The 18,630-nt window shown below is 65.2% G+C and carries 21 protein-coding genes and 1 tRNA gene; 16 read left to right on the top strand and 6 right to left on the bottom strand.

Annotated elements, in window-relative coordinates; genetic code table 11:
- Positions 1-173 precede the first annotated feature (173 nt).
- From thiD to AB1824_03120, 14 genes are all read left to right on the top strand, one after another.
- Complete coding sequence (gene thiD, locus AB1824_03185) at positions 174-962, top strand: bifunctional hydroxymethylpyrimidine kinase/phosphomethylpyrimidine kinase (GenBank protein MEW5763958.1); 789 nt, start codon at positions 174-176, stop codon at positions 960-962.
- Positions 963-1,106: 144 nt separating this feature from the next.
- Entirely contained in the window at positions 1,107-1,385 is a 279-nt protein-coding gene (locus AB1824_03180) for an HU family DNA-binding protein (GenBank protein MEW5763957.1), read from the top strand.
- Positions 1,382-1,792 carry a MerR family transcriptional regulator gene (locus tag AB1824_03175; GenBank protein MEW5763956.1) on the top strand — a complete coding sequence of 137 codons (411 nt, stop codon included), beginning with the start codon at positions 1,382-1,384 and terminating at the stop codon, positions 1,790-1,792. The genes AB1824_03180 and AB1824_03175 overlap by 4 nt, the downstream gene beginning before the upstream one ends.
- A gap of 53 nt (positions 1,793-1,845) precedes the next feature.
- Positions 1,846-1,922: transfer RNA gene (locus tag AB1824_03170), tRNA-Pro, on the top strand.
- Between the two features lie 78 nt (positions 1,923-2,000).
- Positions 2,001-3,215: a PP2C family protein-serine/threonine phosphatase gene (locus AB1824_03165; protein ID MEW5763955.1), complete on the top strand. Its 1,215-nt coding sequence runs from the start codon at positions 2,001-2,003 to the stop codon at positions 3,213-3,215.
- A 2-nt stretch (positions 3,216-3,217) separates the two neighbouring features.
- Complete coding sequence (locus AB1824_03160; protein MEW5763954.1) at positions 3,218-4,978, top strand: GGDEF domain-containing protein; 1,761 nt, start codon at positions 3,218-3,220, stop codon at positions 4,976-4,978.
- Positions 4,979-5,224: 246 nt separating this feature from the next.
- Positions 5,225-5,683 carry an ATP-binding protein gene (locus tag AB1824_03155; protein ID MEW5763953.1) on the top strand — a complete coding sequence of 153 codons (459 nt, stop codon included), beginning with the start codon at positions 5,225-5,227 and terminating at the stop codon, positions 5,681-5,683.
- The gene (locus AB1824_03150; GenBank protein MEW5763952.1) at positions 5,680-6,024 is read left to right on the top strand and encodes an STAS domain-containing protein; all 345 of its coding nucleotides are present in this window, start codon (positions 5,680-5,682) and stop codon (positions 6,022-6,024) included. Before AB1824_03155 ends, AB1824_03150 begins: the two co-directional genes overlap by 4 nt.
- 106 nt (positions 6,025-6,130) lie before the next feature.
- Positions 6,131-6,394, top strand: coding sequence for an HU family DNA-binding protein (locus AB1824_03145; GenBank protein MEW5763951.1), 264 nt, complete (start codon positions 6,131-6,133; stop codon positions 6,392-6,394).
- 45 nt (positions 6,395-6,439) lie between these two features.
- Complete coding sequence (locus AB1824_03140; GenBank protein MEW5763950.1) at positions 6,440-7,297, top strand: site-2 protease family protein; 858 nt, start codon at positions 6,440-6,442, stop codon at positions 7,295-7,297.
- A gap of 218 nt (positions 7,298-7,515) precedes the next feature.
- Positions 7,516-8,106: a hypothetical protein gene (locus AB1824_03135; GenBank protein MEW5763949.1), complete on the top strand. Its 591-nt coding sequence runs from the start codon at positions 7,516-7,518 to the stop codon at positions 8,104-8,106.
- A 77-nt stretch (positions 8,107-8,183) separates the two neighbouring features.
- The gene (locus tag AB1824_03130; GenBank protein MEW5763948.1) at positions 8,184-9,344 is read left to right on the top strand and encodes a L,D-transpeptidase family protein; all 1,161 of its coding nucleotides are present in this window, start codon (positions 8,184-8,186) and stop codon (positions 9,342-9,344) included.
- On the top strand, positions 9,341-10,093 hold the full coding sequence (locus AB1824_03125; protein MEW5763947.1) for a L,D-transpeptidase: 753 nt from the start codon (positions 9,341-9,343) through the stop codon (positions 10,091-10,093). The genes AB1824_03130 and AB1824_03125 overlap by 4 nt, the downstream gene beginning before the upstream one ends.
- Before the next feature lie 5 nt (positions 10,094-10,098).
- Positions 10,099-10,764 carry a hypothetical protein gene (locus AB1824_03120; protein ID MEW5763946.1) on the top strand — a complete coding sequence of 222 codons (666 nt, stop codon included), beginning with the start codon at positions 10,099-10,101 and terminating at the stop codon, positions 10,762-10,764.
- Here AB1824_03120 and AB1824_03115 read toward each other — a convergent pair.
- The 4 genes from AB1824_03115 to AB1824_03100 are packed head-to-tail and all read right to left on the bottom strand — an operon-like array spanning position 10,761 to position 12,938.
- Positions 10,761-11,585, bottom strand: a complete 825-nt coding sequence (locus AB1824_03115) for an rRNA adenine dimethyltransferase family protein (GenBank protein MEW5763945.1) — start codon at positions 11,583-11,585, stop codon at positions 10,761-10,763. The genes AB1824_03120 and AB1824_03115 overlap by 4 nt on opposite strands.
- The gene (locus AB1824_03110; protein ID MEW5763944.1) at positions 11,549-12,220 is read right to left on the bottom strand and encodes a response regulator; all 672 of its coding nucleotides are present in this window, start codon (positions 12,218-12,220) and stop codon (positions 11,549-11,551) included. The genes AB1824_03115 and AB1824_03110 overlap by 37 nt, the downstream gene beginning before the upstream one ends.
- Positions 12,221-12,247: 27 nt before the next feature.
- Positions 12,248-12,514 (bottom strand): YtxH domain-containing protein, encoded by a 267-nt coding sequence (locus tag AB1824_03105; GenBank protein ID MEW5763943.1) that lies wholly within the window; start codon positions 12,512-12,514, stop codon positions 12,248-12,250.
- Positions 12,495-12,938 carry a hypothetical protein gene (locus tag AB1824_03100; GenBank protein ID MEW5763942.1) on the bottom strand — a complete coding sequence of 148 codons (444 nt, stop codon included), beginning with the start codon at positions 12,936-12,938 and terminating at the stop codon, positions 12,495-12,497. The genes AB1824_03105 and AB1824_03100 overlap by 20 nt, the downstream gene beginning before the upstream one ends.
- Positions 12,939-13,129: 191 nt before the next feature.
- On the opposite strand from AB1824_03100, the gene AB1824_03095 reads away from it, so the two are divergent.
- Both AB1824_03095 and AB1824_03090 read left to right on the top strand, forming a co-directional pair.
- The gene (locus AB1824_03095) at positions 13,130-13,474 is read left to right on the top strand and encodes a hypothetical protein (GenBank protein MEW5763941.1); all 345 of its coding nucleotides are present in this window, start codon (positions 13,130-13,132) and stop codon (positions 13,472-13,474) included.
- Positions 13,475-13,601: 127 nt separating this feature from the next.
- On the top strand, positions 13,602-14,789 hold the full coding sequence (locus AB1824_03090; protein ID MEW5763940.1) for a DNA polymerase IV: 1,188 nt from the start codon (positions 13,602-13,604) through the stop codon (positions 14,787-14,789).
- Positions 14,790-14,796: 7 nt separating this feature from the next.
- On the opposite strand, the gene AB1824_03085 is transcribed toward AB1824_03090, so the two are convergent.
- Positions 14,797-15,516: a hypothetical protein gene (locus AB1824_03085; protein MEW5763939.1), complete on the bottom strand. Its 720-nt coding sequence runs from the start codon at positions 15,514-15,516 to the stop codon at positions 14,797-14,799.
- A gap of 56 nt (positions 15,517-15,572) precedes the next feature.
- A complete protein-coding gene (locus AB1824_03080) occupies positions 15,573-18,407 on the bottom strand; it encodes a SpoIIE family protein phosphatase (GenBank protein ID MEW5763938.1) in 2,835 nt (944 codons plus the stop codon).
- Positions 18,408-18,630: the final 223 nt, after the last annotated feature.

Genomic DNA, 18,630 nt, shown 5'->3' with positions numbered 1-18,630 from the left:
CCGGGGCGACGTGCTCCGCACCGCCCGACCCGAACATGGCGGGCCCTCTCCGCGCCTCTCCCCGCCTCCGGCTCGCCCCGCCCTCTGGTTCAGTGTACTACGCCTTTTGGGCTCCGGGGACTCGGCGCGCCGATCTCTCTCGCCTATAATGAAAGGTTGGAGGACCGGGGCCCATGAACAAGACCGTTCTCGCCGTTTCCTGTTTCGACGCCTCCGGGGCCACGGGCCTCGGCGCCGACCTGAAGTGCTTCCAGACCTTCCGGGTGTATGGTGCGGGGGTGGCCACGGCCATCGCGGCCCAGAATACGACGGGGATTCAAGGCCTCTTCCCCGTTTCCATGGAAATGGTCGGTCAGCAGCTCGAAGCGGTGGCTTCGGATCTCGCCATCCACGCCGTCAAGGTGGGCGTGGTGGTCAACGCCCCCATCGTTCAGATCCTCGCCAGCCTCATCGAGGCCTTCGGCCTTCGCTCCCTGCTGGTGGTGGATCCCGTCCTGAAGGCCTCCACGGGGGAGTCCCTCCTGGACGAAGCGGGGCTCGCCGCCCTCAAGGAGAGGCTCCTGCCCCTCGCCTTCGCCGTGACCCCGAGCGCCGCGGACGCCGAGGCGCTCACCGGCTTGAGGATCCACGACGCGAACTCCGCGAAGGAGGCCGCCCGCGCCATCCAGGCCATGGGCCCCAGGCACGTGGTGCTCACTTCCTTCGCCCCCGATTCCGGCCGCGCCATGGATCTCTGGTACGATGGAACATCCTTTCACCTGTTCGATGCCCCACGCCTTGCGACTCGGAACACGCTCGGAATCGGCACGACCTTCGCCGCCGCCCTCACGGCCCTCCTGGTGCGGGGAGCAGTCGTCGGCGAGGCGGTGGACAAGGCCAAGAAGTACGTGGCCAAGGCCGCCCAGCATCCTTTCGTGCTCGGCAAGGGCAGACAACCGCTCAATCACACGGTCCCCATGTAGGGACCTCTCGCACCCGCCTGGCCGGCTCCGGCCACAAGGGCCGATCCAGACCCGACCCGGGAAGGCGGGAATTCCGTCACCAAATAAAAGGTTCTTGATTTCTAGCATTTTATGATTTAATATCTATCCTTGAAGGTGCACTGCATGACGCGCGCTGAACTGGCCAAGCGAGTACACGAGGCACACGGGGGCATCACGTACCAGGAGGCCCGGGAGGTGGTGGAGTCGGTCTTGACCCTCATGTCCGAGGGCCTCTGCCGGGAGGGGCGGCTCCTCGTCTCCGGCTTCGGCACCTTCAAGGTCGTGGAAAGGAAGGCCCGGACCGGCCGGGACCTCGGCAAGGGGAATCCGGTCCAGATCCCCACCCGGCGGACCGTGGTCTTCGTGCCTTCCCGCCAGTGGCTGAACGAGATCGCGCCATGAAGAACCCGGTCAGCGAGGGATCCGTCCCCGAACCTTCTCCGTCACTTCCCGCGGGAATGCCCGAAAAAATCTATTACAAGATCGGGGAGGTCTGCGATATCACCCAGGTTCCCTCCCACGTCCTGCGTTTCTGGGAAAAGCAGTTTCCGCAACTCGCGCCCAACAAGACCCAGTCCGGGCACAGGCTGTACAAGAAGCGCGATATTCAAACCGTTCTGCAGATCAAGAACCTCCTCTACGACCGCAAGTTCACGATCCGGGGCGCGCGGGAGTTCCTGGCCTCCTCCGCCCCGCTGACTCCTCAGACCCCCTCGCCCCAGGAGCCGGGAGCCCGTTTGGGGCGGCTCAAGGAGGGTCTGCTCCGTCTCTCCTCACTTCTTCAACGGCCCGCTCCTTTTGACAGGTAGGGCGTGCTGTGGCATACTCCCCGTTGCCCTGGGCACTCCGGTGCCCTCAAGGTCGGGACGTGGCGCAGCCTGGTAGCGCACTTGCTTGGGGTGCAAGGGGTCGCTGGTTCAAATCCAGTCGTCCCGACCATCTTTCCCCGAATCCGATGAGACCCGGGACTCGGCCCGGGTCTCTTTCTCTGGCCCCCCCCGGGAAGGGACTTCGGCGATGAACTACCACGAGCTCTTCCGGAAGCTCGAATTCCAGCTCTCGAGGATCGAGAGCCAGCCGAGCCTCAACCGGACCATCGGTCGCCTCATAGAGAGCCTGCTCGCCGACTTCTCCGTGGACCTTGGACTGGCGGGCGCCCGTCTCTACGCCCTGGACGAGGAGAGCCAGGCCTATCGTCTGGTCGCCAAGTTCGGGTCCGACATCCCCGCGCCCATCGGCTACGCCATACCCGTCGCCTACAACCCCATCCAGGTGGTCTTGCGCAAGGGCATCGCGTACATGGAGGTCGGAAGCCAGGGGGTGGACCCCAAGATCGAGGGTGACCTGGGAGTCGAGAGATTCGCGGCCATCACCGTGGGGCCCGAAAAGAAACACCTCATCGCCTTCACCGTGGAGGCCCATCGGCGGGAGGAAGTGGACGACGTTCTTTTCGCCCTCTCGAGCATCCGGCATGCGATCAACTTCAAGCTGGCCCAGGAAAAGCTCGAGAGCGTGATCCTCCAAAGCCGGGAAATCCAGCTCTCCCTTCTGCCCGAAGGAGACGTCCGGTTCGAAGGCTTCGACATCGCCGGCCGTTCCCAGCCGGCGGAACTCGTAGGGGGGGACCTCTACGATTTCCTCCACATCTCCCCCAAGATCCTCGGGATCGCCATCGGGGACGCCACTGGCCACGGCCTGCCCGCCGCCCTTCAGGCGAGGGACGTGGTCATGGGCCTCCGGATGGGGATCTCCGAAGACCAGAAGATGGTCAAGGTCTTCGAGAAGCTGAACCGGGTCATCCACTCGTCCCGCTTGACCTCCCGGTACGTGTCCCTGTTCTACGGAGAGCTCGAGCCCGGGGGACACTTCATCTACGTGAACGCGGGCCACAATCCCCCCTTCTATTACCGCCTGAAGAAAGATCGGTTCTATCCTCTCGAAGAAGGGGGGCGCGTGCTCGGGCCCACGTCCGACGCGAGCTATCGACGGGGCTTCTACAAGATCGACCCGGGAGACGCCGTCCTCTTCTACACCGACGGCATCACCGAGGCCATGCGCCCGGACGGAGAGCAATTCGGTGAGGAGCGCGTGAAGGCCATCGTCCGGGAGAACCTTTCCCGCCTTTCCGCCCGGGAGATGGTGGACCGGATTCTCGAGGCGGCGGCGGACTTCTCCACCGGGGGCGCCTACCTGGACGACCGCACCGTGATCTTCCTGAAGCGGCAGTACTGACCATGGCCCGCAGGAGCCAGATCCTCGCCCTCTTGGACGTCCTTCAACTCCCGGCGGGTCTTCTTCTCTGGGCGGCCCTGCTTTTCATGCCGGCCACCCGGGACGTCACGCTCGGGTCCACCTCTCTTCCCATCCCCGCCCTGGAGCCCTTCGGCGCCGCGGGCCCACTGATCCTCTTGGGCGTCCTTCTCGTGGGCTCCCTCGTGGCCAACCGGTACAAGTTCGCCATGAACACGGGGAAGTTCTTCGTCTCGTTCGACATCTCCTTCGCCATGGCGGCCTTCTTTCTCGTTTCACCGCTTTCGGGCATGGCCCTCGCCTTCGCGACCACGCTCGCCGATTACCTCCGCCGGTTCCGAAGCGGGGCCCTCAGACCTCCAAAGCTTTACCGCATGTTCGCGAGCATGGCGGGAAACCGCCTGCTGCGCCTGGGGGCTTCCTTCGCTTGCTTCTACGCCATCACCGGGGACAGGCCCTTCACGGGGTCCGCGAGGGATTATGTGGCGGGGTTCGCGGCCTTCGGGGTTTACTATCTCGTCAACAACTTGGCGTTTCTGCCCCTTGAGCTGCAAGAGCGATCGGATCTTCGAGGCTACCTGCGGGAGGCCCTCCGGGACGACCTCCCCTATTCCTTCGCCATCCTGGCCCTCGGCTTCATCATGAGCCTCGTGGCCCTCCAGGTGGGCCTGTCGGCCTTCCTGCTGACCGCCACCTTCATCGTGGCCGCCACCATGGGGCTGTCGGCCCTCACCCGGGCCCAGAAGGACCTCCGCGGCAAGGTGGAGGACCTGACCATCCTCAGCAAGGTTTCCGCCGCCGCCAGCTCGGACCTGGATCTAATGCCCATGGTGGAGTCCTTCACGCGGTCCCTCGCGCGCCACCTTCCCGCCGACGGGATCGGCGTCATCTTTTACCAGCGGTACGCGACCACCATCTACCTCGTCCAGGTGGAGGGGGAGAAGAGTCGTTCGACCTATCTCCCCGAGGAGCGCCGATTCCAGTACGACCAGCTCCCCCTCTCGGAGCCGAGCAGGAAACTGGGGGAGCGCCTTTTCGAGTTCCTCCAGCCCCTCGAGACGGCCCCCTTCCTCATTCCACCGTCGGTGTTCGGGCTTCCCCTCCTCCACGGAGGAGAGCCGTTCGGCGGAATCGTGGTGTATTCTTACCAGCCAGACGTTCCGCTTTCCGACAAGCGCGAGCTACTCGAACTCTGCGCCCAGTCCCTGGTCGTCGGGCTGGAGAACTGCTTCCTCCACCTTCAGGCCATCCAGGATCCCTTGACGGGCTTGTACAACCGATCCTACTTCCTGTACCGGCTGCAGGAGGAACTCTCTTTTTCGGCCCGCCACAGGGCCCCCTTTGCCCTCATGATGGTCGACCTCGACGATTTCAAGGCCGTGAACGATCACCTGGGGCACGCCAGCGGCGACCTGGTTCTGCGCCGGATCGGGGACCTTCTCAGAAGGGAGACCCGCCGCGAGGACGTGCCCGCCCGGTACGGCGGCGACGAATTCATCCTCCTCCTTCTCGGCTGCCGCCGGGATGCGGCTCTGGAGAAGGCCCAGAAACTCCGATCCCTCATCGGAACCAAAGCCCTTCCAAAGGAGGAGGCGCAGGGGCTCAGCATCGGTTGCTCCACGGGCATCCTCCACTCGGACGACCTGAAAGGAGAGCAGGATCTTCCCACCCTTCTCCGGCGGCTCGACGAGGCCCTGTACCGCGCCAAGCAGGCGGGCAAGAACCGGATCGAGTGGTCCGCTTGAGGTTCTGGAGCGGGGTTGCCGCGGGTTTGACCCTTCTCCTTCCCTACCCTATAATCCACACCCTGGAGGCCAATGGAGTGCGGGTTCCCTTCGGTCTGACCCATCGTCCCCTCCGTCTCGGGCGGGACCCAGGCGCCGTCCCGATCCGTTGCGGCTGCGGAGCCGGATCGGACCCGCGTTCAGGAATTATCCGCGGCGCCTCCAGGTTGAGAGACCGGGACTCCTTCCATCGGGACGGGGGACGACGTGGGGCCTGAAACCCGGAACGACCTCAAGATCAGCATCCGCGTCCGCTCCCACCTTCGCTACTCGGATCTTTTTCACACCGTCCTCGGACAGGTCGCCCGGCTGGTCCCCCTCCCTCCGGAGAGGCTGGACTGGATCGCCCTCTCCCTCAGGGAGGCCGTGAACAACGCGGTTCTGCACGGGAACAAGAACGACTTCACCAAATGGGTCGAGGTGGAAATGGAAGTTTCCGGGTCCGTCTTCACGATCCGGGTGTGGGATGAGGGGGCGGGCTTCTCCCCCGGCGTCCTGTCGGACCCCCGCCGTCCGGAAAACCTGTTCAAGCCCAATGGGCGCGGCATCTTCCTGATCCGACAATTTACAGACCATGCCGATTTCGCACGTTCCGCGGACGGCCGCTTCGGCATCTGCATGTCCGTGGATCTCGATTCTGCAAAGGACAAGGAGGCAGACGAATGATGAACCATCGCGTCTACGAAAAGAGCGGAATCAGCGTCCTGGAGCTCAAGGGCTCGATCACCATGGGCGGCGGGGACGTCACCATGAGGGACTTGATCAAGGGGCTCCTGGAGCAGGGGAAGAAGCAGATTCTCGTGGATCTGGGCGGCGTGTCCTTCATGGATTCCACGGGGCTGGGGGAGCTCGTCGCGGCCTATACCACGGCCCGCCACCACGACGCCACCCTGAAGCTCGTGAACCTGACCAAGAAGATCCACGATCTTCTCACCATCACCCAGCTGGCCACCGTCTTCGAGTACTACGAGAGCTTTGACGAGGCTGTCTCCTCTTACAAGAAGTGACCTTTCCACCCAAGGGCGTTCCGGCGTCTCGGGACGCCGACACCCGTCTTGACAGGGGGGAGGGCGGGCCCTATAGTACACCGCCCTGGGACCGAAGGAGAGGGCAATGATCAAGGCAGACATCGTGGCGGAAGTTTCCAAAGTGGCCGACCTTCCACGCTTGAGGGCGCAAGATTCGGTGGACCTCGTGTTTGACGCGATCCGGGACGCGCTGGCGCAGGGCGAGCGGGTGGAGTTCCGCGGATTCGGAGTCTTCAGCGTCAAGGAACGCAAGCGCGGGGTGGGCCGAAACCTGAAGACCGGCGAGTCGGTCCAGATCCCCCCGGGAAAGACCATCAAGTTCAAGCCCTCCAGCCATTTCTTCGACTGACGGTTGGACGGCTACCCGGCACGCATCCGTGGCGAGGAGGAGCCCTTGCGACCGAGCCAGGGGCTTCTCCTGCTGGTCACGTTCCTGACCACCCTGTTTTCGGGAGTGCTCGTCCACCCCAGGTTTTCGGACCTGGGTCCAGTTGAAGCGGCGGGGGTGGTCCTTCACACCCCCTCCTCCCTTCTCCTCGGGCTCCCCTTTTCCCTCTCCCTGCTTTTCATACTCGGCGTCCACGAGATGGGCCATTTCCTGACGGCGCGAAAACACGGGATTCCCGCCACGTGGCCCACCTTCATCCCCGGCCCCCCCCTCCTGTCCTTGGGAACCTTCGGGGCCTTCATCCGCCTGAAGGGAGCGGTGCCCAACCGCGGAGCCCTGATGGAAGTCGGAGCGAACGGTCCCCTCTGGGGGCTCAGCGCCTCCCTTTTCGTCGCCCTCTGCGGCCTGGCGGCGGGCCCGCTTGGATACAGGGCCCCGGCGGACCTGGGGTTCAACGTCAATCTCCCCCTGGCCTTCTCCTTCCTTCGAGGGCTGGCCTGGGATCGATGGGACCTGACCATCACCTTCTTCGAAAACCCTCTTCTTTTGTCCGCGTGGCTGGGCTTTTTCGTCCAGGGATTGAACCTGCTTCCCACGGGACAGCTGGACGGGGGACACGTCCTGTACGCCTTTCTGGGCCACCGCCACCGCCACGTCTCCCTCGCCGCGGCCGTTCTTTTCCTGATCTTCGGCCTCTTCCACCCCCAGTGGCTGGTCTGGGTGGGCCTCCTGTTCTTCGTCCTGGGCCTCCGTCACCCCCCTACCCTCGATGACGCCCGCCCTCTGACGGCGGGGCAGGCCTTTCGGGGAGGCGCCTCGGTCCTCGCCTTCGCCCTCTGTTTCGTCCCGGTCCCCTTCCCGTGAGCCCCCCGGGGCCTTGACAAGGGGGGGCTTTGGGTGTACCCTCCCCGTGAGATGAACCCCCCGTATTTCGGGGGTGGAGGCAGCGCGCGGTGATCGAACCACCAAGCCGGTTGCCAAACCAAAAGCAACTAAGCGGACAATCCGTTGAACGTGGGTCGAGGTAACGGCATAAGTGGCTTATGCCGGCCGGAAGGTCAACCGAAAGGAGTGAAGGAGACATGAGGAAGATTCTTGGAAGCCTGTTGGTTCTCGCTTTGATCGCCCTGGTCGCCTGCGCCAAGCCCCCGCAGCAGCAGATCGACGCCGCCAAGGCCGCTCTCGACGCCGCCAAGGCCGCCCAGGCTGACATCTACGCCCCCGAGTCCCTCAAGGCCGCCGAGGACAAGCTCGCCGCCCTGGACCAGGAACTCGCCACCCAGCAGAGCAAGTTCTTCAAGAGCTACAAGGTCGCCACCCAGCTGACCACCGAGCTGCAGGGTCTGGCCGACCAGGCCAAGGCCGATGCCGAGGCCGGCAAGGCCAAGGCCAAGGCTGACGCCGAAGCCGCCATCACCGCCGCCGACGCCGCCGTCGTCGCCGCCCGCGAGGCCCTCACCAAGGCCCCCAAGGGCAAGGGCTCCAAGGCTGACCTCGAGGCCATGACCGGTGACGTGGACGCCGCCGCCCAGGAGATCGAGGCTGCCAAGGCCGACATGACCGCCGAGAAGTTCTTTGACGCCAAGGCCAAGGCCGACGGCGCCAAGGCGAAGGCCGACAAGGTTGTGGCCGACGTCCAGACCGCCATCGAGATGAAGAAGGGCAAGAGGTAAGCTTCGTTTACCTCGCGAACCCCTAAAGAGAAGGGGGGCGGCCCTGCCGCCCCCCTTTTTTAGAGAGGACCGACCCGTTGCCCCGAGCCAGCCGTTTTCTCAGGCTTACAACCTGGACGATTCTTCTTGCGGCTGTCTGGTTCGTTTCCGCGCGAATCGTTCCGCTTCTGGACGGCAGCCAGGATCCCCCTCCCGACTCCCTTGGACGGGGCGCCCAGAGGTTTCTCGAGGCCGCACGGGCCTCGGGCGCCCAGCGGGTTCATCCCCAGCGCTACCAGTCGGCCAAGGATGCGCTCAAGCGGGCCCGCTTCGAGATGAACCTCCAGGTTGCGGGCTTCTGGGGGACACGCGACTTCACCCGGGCCCAGAAGTCCATGGACGAGGCCCAGAGGAAGGCCTTCCTTCTCTGGAAGGACACGGAGGCCCACCAGGATCGGATGCGCAAGGAAGCGGAGCGTCTGATCGCGGAGGCACGCGAATCGCTCGACGATTCCCTCGACCTGGTGGAGGCGAGCCTCCCCGTCGTTTCCACCCGCTCCCACATCGCGGCCGCCGAAATGCACTTGAAGAAAGCCCAAACCTACCTCGCCGCCGCCCGCTACGACGAGGCGGCCGCCGAGGCCCGGGCCTCCAGATCCTCCAGCGGCCACGCCCACGCGCGTTCCAGGCTCTCGCTTTCCCGGTTCTCGGACCCCGGCAACGTGAGCCGGTGGAGGGGATGGATCCGCCAGGCGGTGGAAGCCTCCAAGGGCCCCGCGGGAATCGCTTTGGTCGTGAACAAGGAGCAGCACGTCCTCCAGGTTTACAAGAACGGCCGACTCGTCCGGACCGTCCCAGTGGACCTCGGCGCGAAGTCCATCAACCAGAAGATGCACGCCGGGGACCGCGCCACGCCGGAGGGACTGTACCGGGTTGTGAAGAAGAAGGGCCATGGCCAGTCCAAGTTCGGCCTCGCCCTCCTTCTGAACTATCCCAACGAGGAGGACCGGAGGCGCTTTGCGGAGTTGAAGGCCCGCGGCCAGCTGACCCGGCGCACGGGCATCGGAGGGCTCATCGAGATTCACGGTCAGGGAGGCCTTGGATACGACTGGACGGACGGGTGCGTGGCACCCGACGACCGCGACATGGCGGTCCTATATAATGAGACGCCGCTGAACACGGTGGTGGCCATCGTCGGTTCCGATGGCGGGGAAGGCCCCATCCGGTCCATGCTCAGGAGGGCGGAGTCGTACCGATGACCGAAAGCGAAGGCGTTCGCCCCGAGTTCCCGGCCCAGCCCCCTGCGCCCCAAGGCACCCCTCCCAGGAGGGGGGGAGTCGTCCGCGTCCTGAGGGCCCTCGTCCTCCTCCTCCTGTTCGTGGGCATCCCCTTGATCTGCCTCGGTCTCTTCGTCTTCCTCTCCACGGGCTACCGCTACTCGGCCCTTCGCGAGGACTACGTCCTCGAGCACACCGCCCCCCCGCGCGACCCTCCCCCCGGCATGACCCGCGCCAAGGCCGTCTCGGCGGCGGAGGCTTCCCTGGCCAAGATCCGCCCCAAGGGGGTCTTCATCGTCATCGACCGGGTAAAAAACCTCCTCCATCTGCGGGAGGGAGACGCGGTCCTGCTCACGGCCGTCATCTCGGCGGGAGCGGGCTCCGTCCTGGACGATCCCAAGACCGGCCGCCGATGGGTATTCGACACCCCCGCGGGACGGTTCTACGTAAAGGGAAAACGTGAGAATCCCGTCTGGGTGGCGCCGGACTGGGACTACATCGAATCGGGAGAGCCGATCCCCAAACGCCATTCGGACCGCATCCAGGAGGGCATGTTGGGGGAGTACGCCCTGGATCTCGGCGGAGGCCCGCCCGGCTACATGATCCACGGGACCCTTTATACCCGGCTCCTGGGAAAGAACGTGAGCCACGGCTGCATCCGAGTGGGCCGCGACGACCTCCGGGTGATCTGGAAGAAGGTCCCCGTGGGCGCCGCCGTTTTCATGTACTGATGGCCATGAGCCCGAAAACGATTCGGACGTTCTCCGCCCTGCTGCTCACCCTGTGGGCGGTTCTTTCCACCCCTGCACAGGCTCCCTCCTCCATCCAGGAGGCGGTTCTCCTGGAGCGCGCCGCCCTGGCCGCCTCCAAGAGGTTTTACCTGGAACTGGACCTCTCCCGCAGAGAAGTGCGCCTCTGCCACACGGGAGCCATGATCGCCGCCTATCCGGCCCGGACGCTGGAGGTGGGATCCCCCCGTCGCTTTCTTCTCGACAGGGAGTCCGAGGACCCGTGGATCGCCACCACCTGGTCCCAGGGACACCTCGATCCCCCGGCCCAGGTCCATCGCATCCGAATCATCCCGGGGGACGAGACCACCACCCCCACCCCCGGAACGGCCGGAGTCGAACCTCCCACGCTCGAAGACCTCATCCCGGTCCCGCCCTCCTACCGGATCCAGTTCGAAGGCGGGCGAACCCTGCTCGTGGTCTTGGAGGGGGAGATCCCCGGGGCTCGGATGGAGCTCAATGGCTGGAGGATCCGCTGGGAGGAGTTCCTCCAGGGCCTCGGCTTACGGCCCGCCGACCCTTTCCGCATCCGGCTCCGCCTCGACGCGGTCCAGGGGGCGGCGCTGTACCGCTCCTTCCCCAGCGACCCTCCGGATTTGCTGGTGGTTCCCTAGGCCAAAAACAGCCTCTCCAAGTCCTCCGGAGCCATCTGGCCCGCGCGGATGCCTGGAGGGATTTCCGCCCGCGGATCCGACCGGGAGCCTTCCACCGTTCCCGGTCTCCGCGCCAAGTTGGAGGCAAGAGTCCGCCGGGGCTGCCGGAAGGCGGCCTCCAAGAACTCCCTGTACGCCCCGGCGCAATGTGGAGGAAGCCGCGGCGCGCTCCGGCGCCTCAGAACGAGAAACGAAGACTGGACCTTGGGGGGAGGCGAAAAGGACCCCGGCCGCACGTGAAGGCGCACCCCCCCTTCCCACCAGCCGGCGGTCCATGCCGCCATCCACCCGTATCCCACCCCGCCGGGTCGGGCCGTGAACTTCAGGGCCACTTCCCGTTGAACCATCACGGCGACGGCGATGACTTCGACGGGGTGCGCCAGCGCGTTCAGAAGGATCTCCGTGGCGGCGTTGTAGGGCAGATTTCCCGCAAGGAGCCAGGACGTCCACCCCGTGCTCTCGGAAAGGCCCCGCCAATTCACCGCCCGACCGTCCCCTACGACCAGGTCCAGCGCGGGCAACTGGCCCCCCAACACCCGGGCGAGATCTTCATCGAGCTCCACGGCCCGAACCGGCAATCCAAAATCCAGGAGCCGCCGGGTGAGGGCCCCACGACCGGGACCCACCTCCAGGATGGCCTCGACCCCTTCCGACGCCCCGCGGCAGAGTCCCGCCACCTTGCCAAGGACGGCCTCGGAGACGAGGAAATGCTGACCGAGACTCTTTTTCGCTCGAGCCGGACCGGTCACGGCTCGCCTGGACCTTCCGGACGCTTCAGCCATCCCGCGAGCACCTCTCCGAGCTTCTCGAAGGAGATGGGCTTGGGCAGGAAGTCATCGGCGAGGCTCTCCCTGAGGAGTTCGATGCGTTCGCGGTCCCGCTTGTACAAGCCCGTCATCAGGATGACCCGGACACCCGAAAGCTCCGGACTCGACTTGACCATCCGGCTCAGGTTCCGGCCGTCCATGTGGGGCATGACTTGATCGGTCAGAATCAGATCCGGCAAGTACTTGCAGGCCAGGACGTAGGCCTCCATGCCGTCCTTCGCCAGGACCACCCCGTAGCCCAACTCCTCCAGAACCCGGAACGAGATCAGCCGGGCGTCGTCGTTGTCGTCCGCCACCAGAATCAGGGGCCTGCGCAGCGGATTTCCCTCCTGGGAAGGCGGCTCCTCCTCTCGTTCGAGGCGTCTCTTGAGCCGCCTTTTCCAGAGGGAGGGCGGGGCATCGTTCCAGAAGGCCGTGATCTCCTCCCGGCCCGCGTCGCAGAAGCAGGCACGGCAGTGGGGACACACCAGCGTGGGGTGGTCCGTGATGCACTCGCACCAGTCACTCGACGCGGCGTCGTAGGGCCGTCCGCAACGCCCGCACAGCCTGGCGTACGGTTCTCCGTCCTGGGGCGCCTCTTGGTCCTTCATGGGCTCTTCCCCACTCGGGGGGTGGCGCTAGGCCTCGGAGTGCTTTTTCAAGGAGCGCTGGTAGGCCTCCTTGCCCTCGATGTAGGCCTCCTTGATGGCCTCCTTCTGGACCGAGGCATACTCCTTGGCGTGCTCCAGTTCCTGGAGGGCCTTGTCCTTGGCGGTCATCAAGGAATCCTTGATCTTCTTCCGGGTTTCGGCGCCCGAAGCCGGAGCCAGAAGCAGGGCGGTCACTCCCCCTGCCACGGCGCCAAGAAGAAACGCGACCAGAACGTTAGAGGTTTCTCTCTTCATCGTCGTCCTCCTGGGTTGGTTCGTCCTTTGTCCGAAAACTGCTCAGGCGAGATATCCCCGATTGAATCTTCTGAAACAGCGTGGCGACAAGGTGAATCGGGCCGAGGATCACGGCGAGATCCCGAAGGAGATCCTCCGCAACCGACCGGGTGGCCCCCGTCACCACCGCCGCGTCCTCCACGAGGGCCTGGCTCCTCACGATGAGCTGGCGGGCTGACAGGAGGGTTTCGTCGGCGTGTTCGACCACCCTCTGCACCTGGGGAACCAGAACTTGGACCTGTTGGAGCATGCGCCTCCACTCCTCCGCCACCGCCAGGACCCGGCGCAGGACGGCGATGAAGTAGGCGGTCCCCGCCAGAACCGCGATGGCCACCAGAGCGAGCAACACGTCCCGGAACGTCAACGTGATCGTCATGGATCCCATGGGGTTCTCCCGCGGCTCCCCTCAAGGGCTTGGCCTCGCATACCTGGGGTACGCCGTTTCCACCATCTTAGCCCGCCCTCCTCCGGGTGACAAGTGGCTTCCAAGAGGGCCTGAACCCAAGCGCCGTCGGCGGACGTGGAATAGCCCCGGGGGCCTTCGCAGTTTGTAGGTCTCATTTCGAGGAGGCTCCTATGATGAACGAAGGCGTGATCGTCAGCGACACCAAGTCGCTCGTCAAGTCGGAAATGCTCCGCCAGCTGTGGAAACTGGGCCCCACCACGCCCGAAGCATGGGAACGCGATGTTTTCCGGGCGCTGACCGGCGCTTCCAGGGATGACGTGGACTGGTCCGTGGAGGACAACCAGGCGGGCTATTTCCTCTGGATCAAGGGCTTCGACGGCCTGGTCCAGGAACTGGTCGAGGACGGCTACGTTCGCGAGGACGGGGAAAGCGGGCGCAAAGTTCTGACTCCCGTCGAGACGGACCCGCCCCTGGACCTCTCCCTCCTGGCCTATCCCCGCCAAGCGCAAGGCTAGGAGCCTTCATGGAGCGGCTGCCTGCGGGGCGGCCGCTTCCGCACCCTACCTGTTTTCACGAGGCCAAGGACCGCCCTCCGGACCGTGTGCTAGCATCGTGAGGTAAAGGTGCTGGCAAGGTGCGGTCATGGCGGTCTGGACTCGGATCATCCTCCACGCGGACATGGACGCCTTCTTTGCGTCCGTGGAGCAGAGAGACGACCCGGGCCTGAAGGGGCGGCCCGTGGTGGTGGGCGGCTTGGGGCCCAGAGGCGTGGTCTCCACGGCCAGTTACGAGGCCCGGGCCTTCGGCGTCCGCAGCGCCATGCCCATCCTGGAGGCCCGACGCCGCTGTCCCCAGGCCGTCTTTCTTGCTCCTGATTTTGGACGGTACAGGGAAGCCTCCCAGCGCGTCATGGAGGTGTTCCGCGCTTTTTCGCCCCTGGTTGAACCTCTGAGCCTGGACGAGGCTTTTCTTGACATGACGGGTTCCGAAGGACTCTTCGGACCGCCAGGAGCCATGGGCGGCGCCCTCAAGAAGGCCGTGAGGGAGGCCACGGGGGGCCTCACAGCATCCGTGGGACTGGCCACCACCAAGTTCGTCGCGAAGGTGGCCAGCGACCACCGCAAGCCCGATGGACTCACGGTGGTGCCGCCGGAAGGAACGACGGATTTTCTCCGGCCCTTGGACGCATCGAAGATCTGGGGTGTCGGGCCGCGGACCCGGGACATCCTCCTCTCCATGGGACTGGCCACCATCGGGGACGTGGCGAGCGCCTCCGAGTTCTCGCTCCGCGGCCGCCTCGGGGAATCGGGGGCCCAGGTCCTCCGCCTGGCCAGGGGGCTCGACGACCGGGAGGTGGTGCCTGATCGGGATACCCGCAGCGTGGGCGCCGAGAAGACGCTGGACTTCGATGCGTCAGGAGCGGAGTCTCTCCTTCCGCACCTCCGCAGGGCCGCCGAGCGCGTGGCCGAACAGCTCCGGAGCGAGGGATTCAAGGCCGGTGCCGTGCGAGTCAAGCTCAAGACCTCCCGGTTCCGGCTCCTGACTCGTCAGGCCCCCCTCTCCCGGCCTTCCGATTCCTGGAAAGAGATATTCCAGGCCGCCGAGGGACTGCTTCCCCGCTTCGATTTGACCGAGCCCATGCGCCTGGTCGGCCTCGCCGCCATCGACCTCAGGCCCGCTGGGACGGCCGTTCAGGGAGAGCTGTTTGAAGACTCCGGGAGGGAACGGGAGCGCACCCTGGAGCGCACGGTGGACGCCCTCCGTGCCCGATTCGGACCCCATGCCCTCGACTGGGGCGGGTCGAGGGGAGGGGGACAGAAGCAGCGATGAGGGCGGATCATTCGCCTCGAAAGTGGCGGACCACCCGGTCCGCCTCCTCTTCCTTCCCGAGGGGAACGGGCACGTTGACCGTCCGGCTGTCGCGGCCCCCCTTGGCCGGAAAGGAGTAGCTGAAGGACAGGATCAGGCCCTCCTCGCGATGGAGGAGAACCTCGTCCAGGGTTGCGCCGCCCACCCCCCAAGCGTGCAAGGCCCCGTTCAGAAACACGCCCTCCGGGTGAATCAGAGCCTCCCCGCTTCCCCGCCGGTTCCTTCGGTACGGCAGCCAGATGCTCAGTGCGGCCGTGGCGCCGACCAAGGCGATGAGCCCAAGCATGACGAGGAAGACCGCGAAACCCGCCTTTCGATCGAAAATCAGGAACAGCACGCCGAAAAACAGGGACCATCCGGAGATGATCCAGAAGAGACCGATCTTCCAGCTCCGGTCCCGAACCACCTCCGCCTCGGTGTACCGGGCCCACTCCACGGGATCGTACGACCACCGGGCCAGGAGTCCCGTCCCGTTCCGTATCCTGTCGAGGACGCGTGCCCTCCGGAAGTAGAGGTACGCACCGACGATTCCCGCGGGGATGATCAATGCGATGCTGATGAACTGAAGGGCGAAGCCTCCGTTCATCCCGTCGATTCCGGCGATCGGAGGAAGGAACAGGAGTGCAAGACCGACGAAGGAGATCGAGAGCCAGATCCAGGCCGCGCGCCTCTGGGGATTGGGCGCCATCCGGTATCCTCCCCCACCACGTTAGCGTCCCGGAGGCCGGAGGGCAAGCCGTCAGTCTATCGCCCTCCCCCTCGAGCGGCGATTGCGACGACGAGGGTCATGTCGTCTCCCTGGGGGGCCTCTCCCGCGAACCGTGCCACGTCTTCGAAGAGGGCCTCGGCGAGGTCCCTGGCGGCCAGGCCCCGGTGCCGAAGCAAGGAATCTTCCAGCCGGGCCTCCCCATAGAGTTCTCCGGTCGAGTTCGCGGCCTCGGCGATCCCGTCTGTGTAAATGACGAGCGTGTCGCCCGGCTCCATCCGCAGGACCGAACGCCGGTACCTCCCCTCCTTGACGACCCCGAGCACGGGTCCCGTGGAATGAAGCCACTCCGGACGCTCGACCCGGACCTCCGCGCGGTCCATCTGAACCGCGCCGGCCCCCAGACTTCGTCCCAGACCCGCCCGAAGAAGAAGCGGGGGATTGTGCCCCGCGTTCACGTAGGTCAGGGTCCGGCCCGGCGGATCGAAGACTCCGTAGAAGAGTGAAGCGAACCGGTTGGGCTCGGTGATGGAACACAGTTGCTTGTTCACGTCCATGGCGAGGTGTTCCACGTCGTCGCCGTGAACCCCCGCGTGGACGCGCAGCATGGCCTGCAGACTGGCCATGAGAAGGGCCGCCGCCGCGCCCTTTCCCGCCACGTCCCCCACGGCGATCCCCAGGCGGCCGTCGGGCAATTCAATGAAGTCGAAGCAGTCCCCGCCCACCTCGAGCGCAGGCCGGCAATGGCCGACGTATTCGAGCCCTTCCACCGTAGGTCTTCGCTGAGGAAGGAGCCGCTCCTGAACCCTCCGGGCCATTTCCATGTCCTGCTTGAGCCGGAGCCGCTCCGCGTCCTGGCGCACGGACCCCGCATAGGAGAAGGCCGCTCCCGCCTGTCGCGCGACTGTGAGCAGAAGTTCCTTATCTTCCCTGGAGTAGGGCTCCTCGGACCGCTTTTCGCCCAGGCTGACGAAACCGAGGATCTGCCGGTGGGCGGCGAGAGGAACGAACAGGCGGGCGTTCATTTCCCTCAGGAGAGCCCTTTCGCGTTCCAACGCTTCATGAGGTTCTTCTCCCGAAGGTCGCTGGGGCCACGAAATCAATTCTCCGTCCACGAGGTCCAAGGCGGCCGGCTCCGTCCCCACCATGGCCGCCAGCCGCCGGCCCACCCGTGACAGGCTTGGAAGAAAGGGGCCAGGACAGGTTTCCGAAACGGCGGGAGGCTCGTCGGCGGAGGTCCCCCGGACCATCCTGCAGAAGCAGTAAAAATCCTCAGGCTGCCCCATGGACAGGACCATCAAGGCCCGCCTCGCCAGAACCCCCTGGAGGGGAAGCTTGGAAAGGAGATCGCCCCGAATGAAGAGACAGACCTGATCCGGATGAAGCGAATCGTGGATCTTGCCGAGAACGAGCCTGGCCAGGCCCGATGGGTCTTGGGCGAACTGTTCGGTCTCTCGCACCAGGTCTTTCAGAATCCGCGCGCCGTCGTAGGCCTCCCTGAAAAACCTCGTGTCCAGGGCCAGCATGAAGCTCCGGTTCGCCCGCTTGAGCCCCTGGATGGCCACCATGGTGAGGGCGGCCGTGATGAGGGCCGCGACGCTCAGGTTTTGTCCCTTCGAAACGCGGGCCAGCAGCGGCCCGGCCACGTAGAAGAGCGACACGAAGACGATGGCGCCCTCCAAGAAGAGGAACCCCTTGGACAGGAGGGCGTACCGGAGCCCCCTTCGCACGATGGGCCGGATTCCGAAGACCCGGTGCTTGACCACCGCGTAGGCGAAAGAGAGGGGAAACAACCCCACCGCCGCACCGGCCGCGGAAAGGACCCACGGCTCGGGATCCGGACCTCGAAGTACGACCCGATGAAGATAAAGCGCCATGGCCGGCAGAACCCCAAGGGAACCGACGCCCAGGATGGCAAGCCTCCTCCGGTCGTCGGGACCCAGGGGCCCTTTCAGGTTGGTCGCAATGGCTACGAATCCCGCTCCAAACAGGCACACAAAACCAAGATCCAGCGTAATATCCAGCCATCCCAGGGTCCGGTCCAGGGAGTGAAAGGCCGCCAGGGACACCCCTTGGGTGTAGGTCCAGATGAAATTCCAGGTCGCAAAGAGGATGGGAAAGACGAGAAGAAACCCCTTGAGCCTGGGGAACTTCCTCTCCAACGGAGACGGGACGGGGAACTTGGAAAAGAACCGGTAGAAAAGATAGGACCACCCGGAGAAGAGCCCCACCGCCAGAACCAGCTCCGCCTCGCGCAGACCGGGCGGCAGAATGATGTACCCCCGCGCCGGCGAGGCGTTCGCGAAACTCAAGAACAGCATGGCCGCCGTGAAGGCCCGAGGATCCTCCCTGCGAGCCAGGCCGATGAACAGGCCGGTGACGAGGCACAGCAGGGGCAGCAGGACCTTCAGGGACAGATCCACCCAGGGAAACGCCGGCGGGACCTCGGGGGCTTCGATGGGGGGCATGGGGACCCACATCCGCTTCGGCTCGGGTTCGCCCCCGGGCCTTTCGATCAACAAGCTCCAGGGGGCCCCAAACTGGAGCTGACGGAGGGCCTGAACCCAGTCCAGGAGGCCGCCCGCTTCGATGGGCGTCCGGCCCTCGGCCTGGAGGGCCAGGATCCGGTCCCCCGCCCTCAGCGGGAGATGAGGAGTCTGCTCGCCGGACCCGTCGCTCCCGAATGGAAACGGCGGTTCCACGACAAGATGGTCCCCCACGACTTTGAGAACCAGGCCGGCTGACTCCAGGGAGGGCCGGTACTGGGAGGAGAGGATTTCTCGAAATTGAAAGCCCAGGAACAGGACGTTGGCCAGGGTCAGAATCAGGAGGAGGAATGTCTTAAAGGGTCGTCCCGCAAGGATCCCTGGCATTCAGACACCGCCTTCACGGCCCCCTTTGGCGCTCCTACCGTCTCCCCCTTCAGACGACTAATGTAACACGGAAGTTTCATTTGTGCATCCTGACGAAACCTCCCCGTGAGCGACCCGTCCGAAGAGACGGAAACCCCTGTTCCAGGCGGATTGAGGAGGCTCGGGTGCTCTGGAAACGTCCCTCCACCCCCTTTCGCTTCGATATCGTGGCTTGTTCGGGCGC

The sequence above is a fragment of the Acidobacteriota bacterium genome, assembly GCA_040752915.1.
In the GTDB taxonomy this organism is placed as follows: Bacteria; Acidobacteriota; UBA4820; order UBA4820; family DSQY01; genus JBFLVU01.
The sequence above is the reverse complement of the archived record's forward strand: the minus strand, read 5'-3'. Positions and strand labels throughout refer to the sequence as shown.

What these genes read in the sequence shown, in the direction of transcription:
- thiD (MEW5763958.1), top strand. Translation starts at nt 174, where the DNA reads ATGAACAAGACCGTTCTCGCCGTTTCCTGTTTCGACGCCTCCGGGGCC.
- AB1824_03180 (MEW5763957.1), top strand. Translation starts at nt 1,107, where the DNA reads ATGACGCGCGCTGAACTGGCCAAGCGAGTACACGAGGCACACGGGGGC.
- AB1824_03175 (MEW5763956.1), top strand. Translation starts at nt 1,382, where the DNA reads ATGAAGAACCCGGTCAGCGAGGGATCCGTCCCCGAACCTTCTCCGTCA.
- AB1824_03165 (MEW5763955.1), top strand. Translation starts at nt 2,001, where the DNA reads ATGAACTACCACGAGCTCTTCCGGAAGCTCGAATTCCAGCTCTCGAGG.
- AB1824_03160 (MEW5763954.1), top strand. Translation starts at nt 3,218, where the DNA reads ATGGCCCGCAGGAGCCAGATCCTCGCCCTCTTGGACGTCCTTCAACTC.
- AB1824_03150 (MEW5763952.1), top strand. Translation starts at nt 5,680, where the DNA reads ATGATGAACCATCGCGTCTACGAAAAGAGCGGAATCAGCGTCCTGGAG.
- AB1824_03145 (MEW5763951.1), top strand. Translation starts at nt 6,131, where the DNA reads ATGATCAAGGCAGACATCGTGGCGGAAGTTTCCAAAGTGGCCGACCTT.
- AB1824_03135 (MEW5763949.1), top strand. Translation starts at nt 7,516, where the DNA reads ATGAGGAAGATTCTTGGAAGCCTGTTGGTTCTCGCTTTGATCGCCCTG.
- AB1824_03125 (MEW5763947.1), top strand. Translation starts at nt 9,341, where the DNA reads ATGACCGAAAGCGAAGGCGTTCGCCCCGAGTTCCCGGCCCAGCCCCCT.
- AB1824_03120 (MEW5763946.1), top strand. Translation starts at nt 10,099, where the DNA reads ATGAGCCCGAAAACGATTCGGACGTTCTCCGCCCTGCTGCTCACCCTG.
- AB1824_03115 (MEW5763945.1), bottom strand. Translation starts at nt 11,585, where the DNA reads ATGGCTGAAGCGTCCGGAAGGTCCAGGCGAGCCGTGACCGGTCCGGCT.
- AB1824_03110 (MEW5763944.1), bottom strand. Translation starts at nt 12,220, where the DNA reads ATGAAGGACCAAGAGGCGCCCCAGGACGGAGAACCGTACGCCAGGCTG.
- AB1824_03105 (MEW5763943.1), bottom strand. Translation starts at nt 12,514, where the DNA reads ATGAAGAGAGAAACCTCTAACGTTCTGGTCGCGTTTCTTCTTGGCGCC.
- AB1824_03100 (MEW5763942.1), bottom strand. Translation starts at nt 12,938, where the DNA reads ATGGGATCCATGACGATCACGTTGACGTTCCGGGACGTGTTGCTCGCT.
- AB1824_03095 (MEW5763941.1), top strand. Translation starts at nt 13,130, where the DNA reads ATGATGAACGAAGGCGTGATCGTCAGCGACACCAAGTCGCTCGTCAAG.
- AB1824_03090 (MEW5763940.1), top strand. Translation starts at nt 13,602, where the DNA reads ATGGCGGTCTGGACTCGGATCATCCTCCACGCGGACATGGACGCCTTC.
- AB1824_03085 (MEW5763939.1), bottom strand. Translation starts at nt 15,516, where the DNA reads ATGGCGCCCAATCCCCAGAGGCGCGCGGCCTGGATCTGGCTCTCGATC.
- AB1824_03080 (MEW5763938.1), bottom strand. Translation starts at nt 18,407, where the DNA reads ATGCCAGGGATCCTTGCGGGACGACCCTTTAAGACATTCCTCCTCCTG.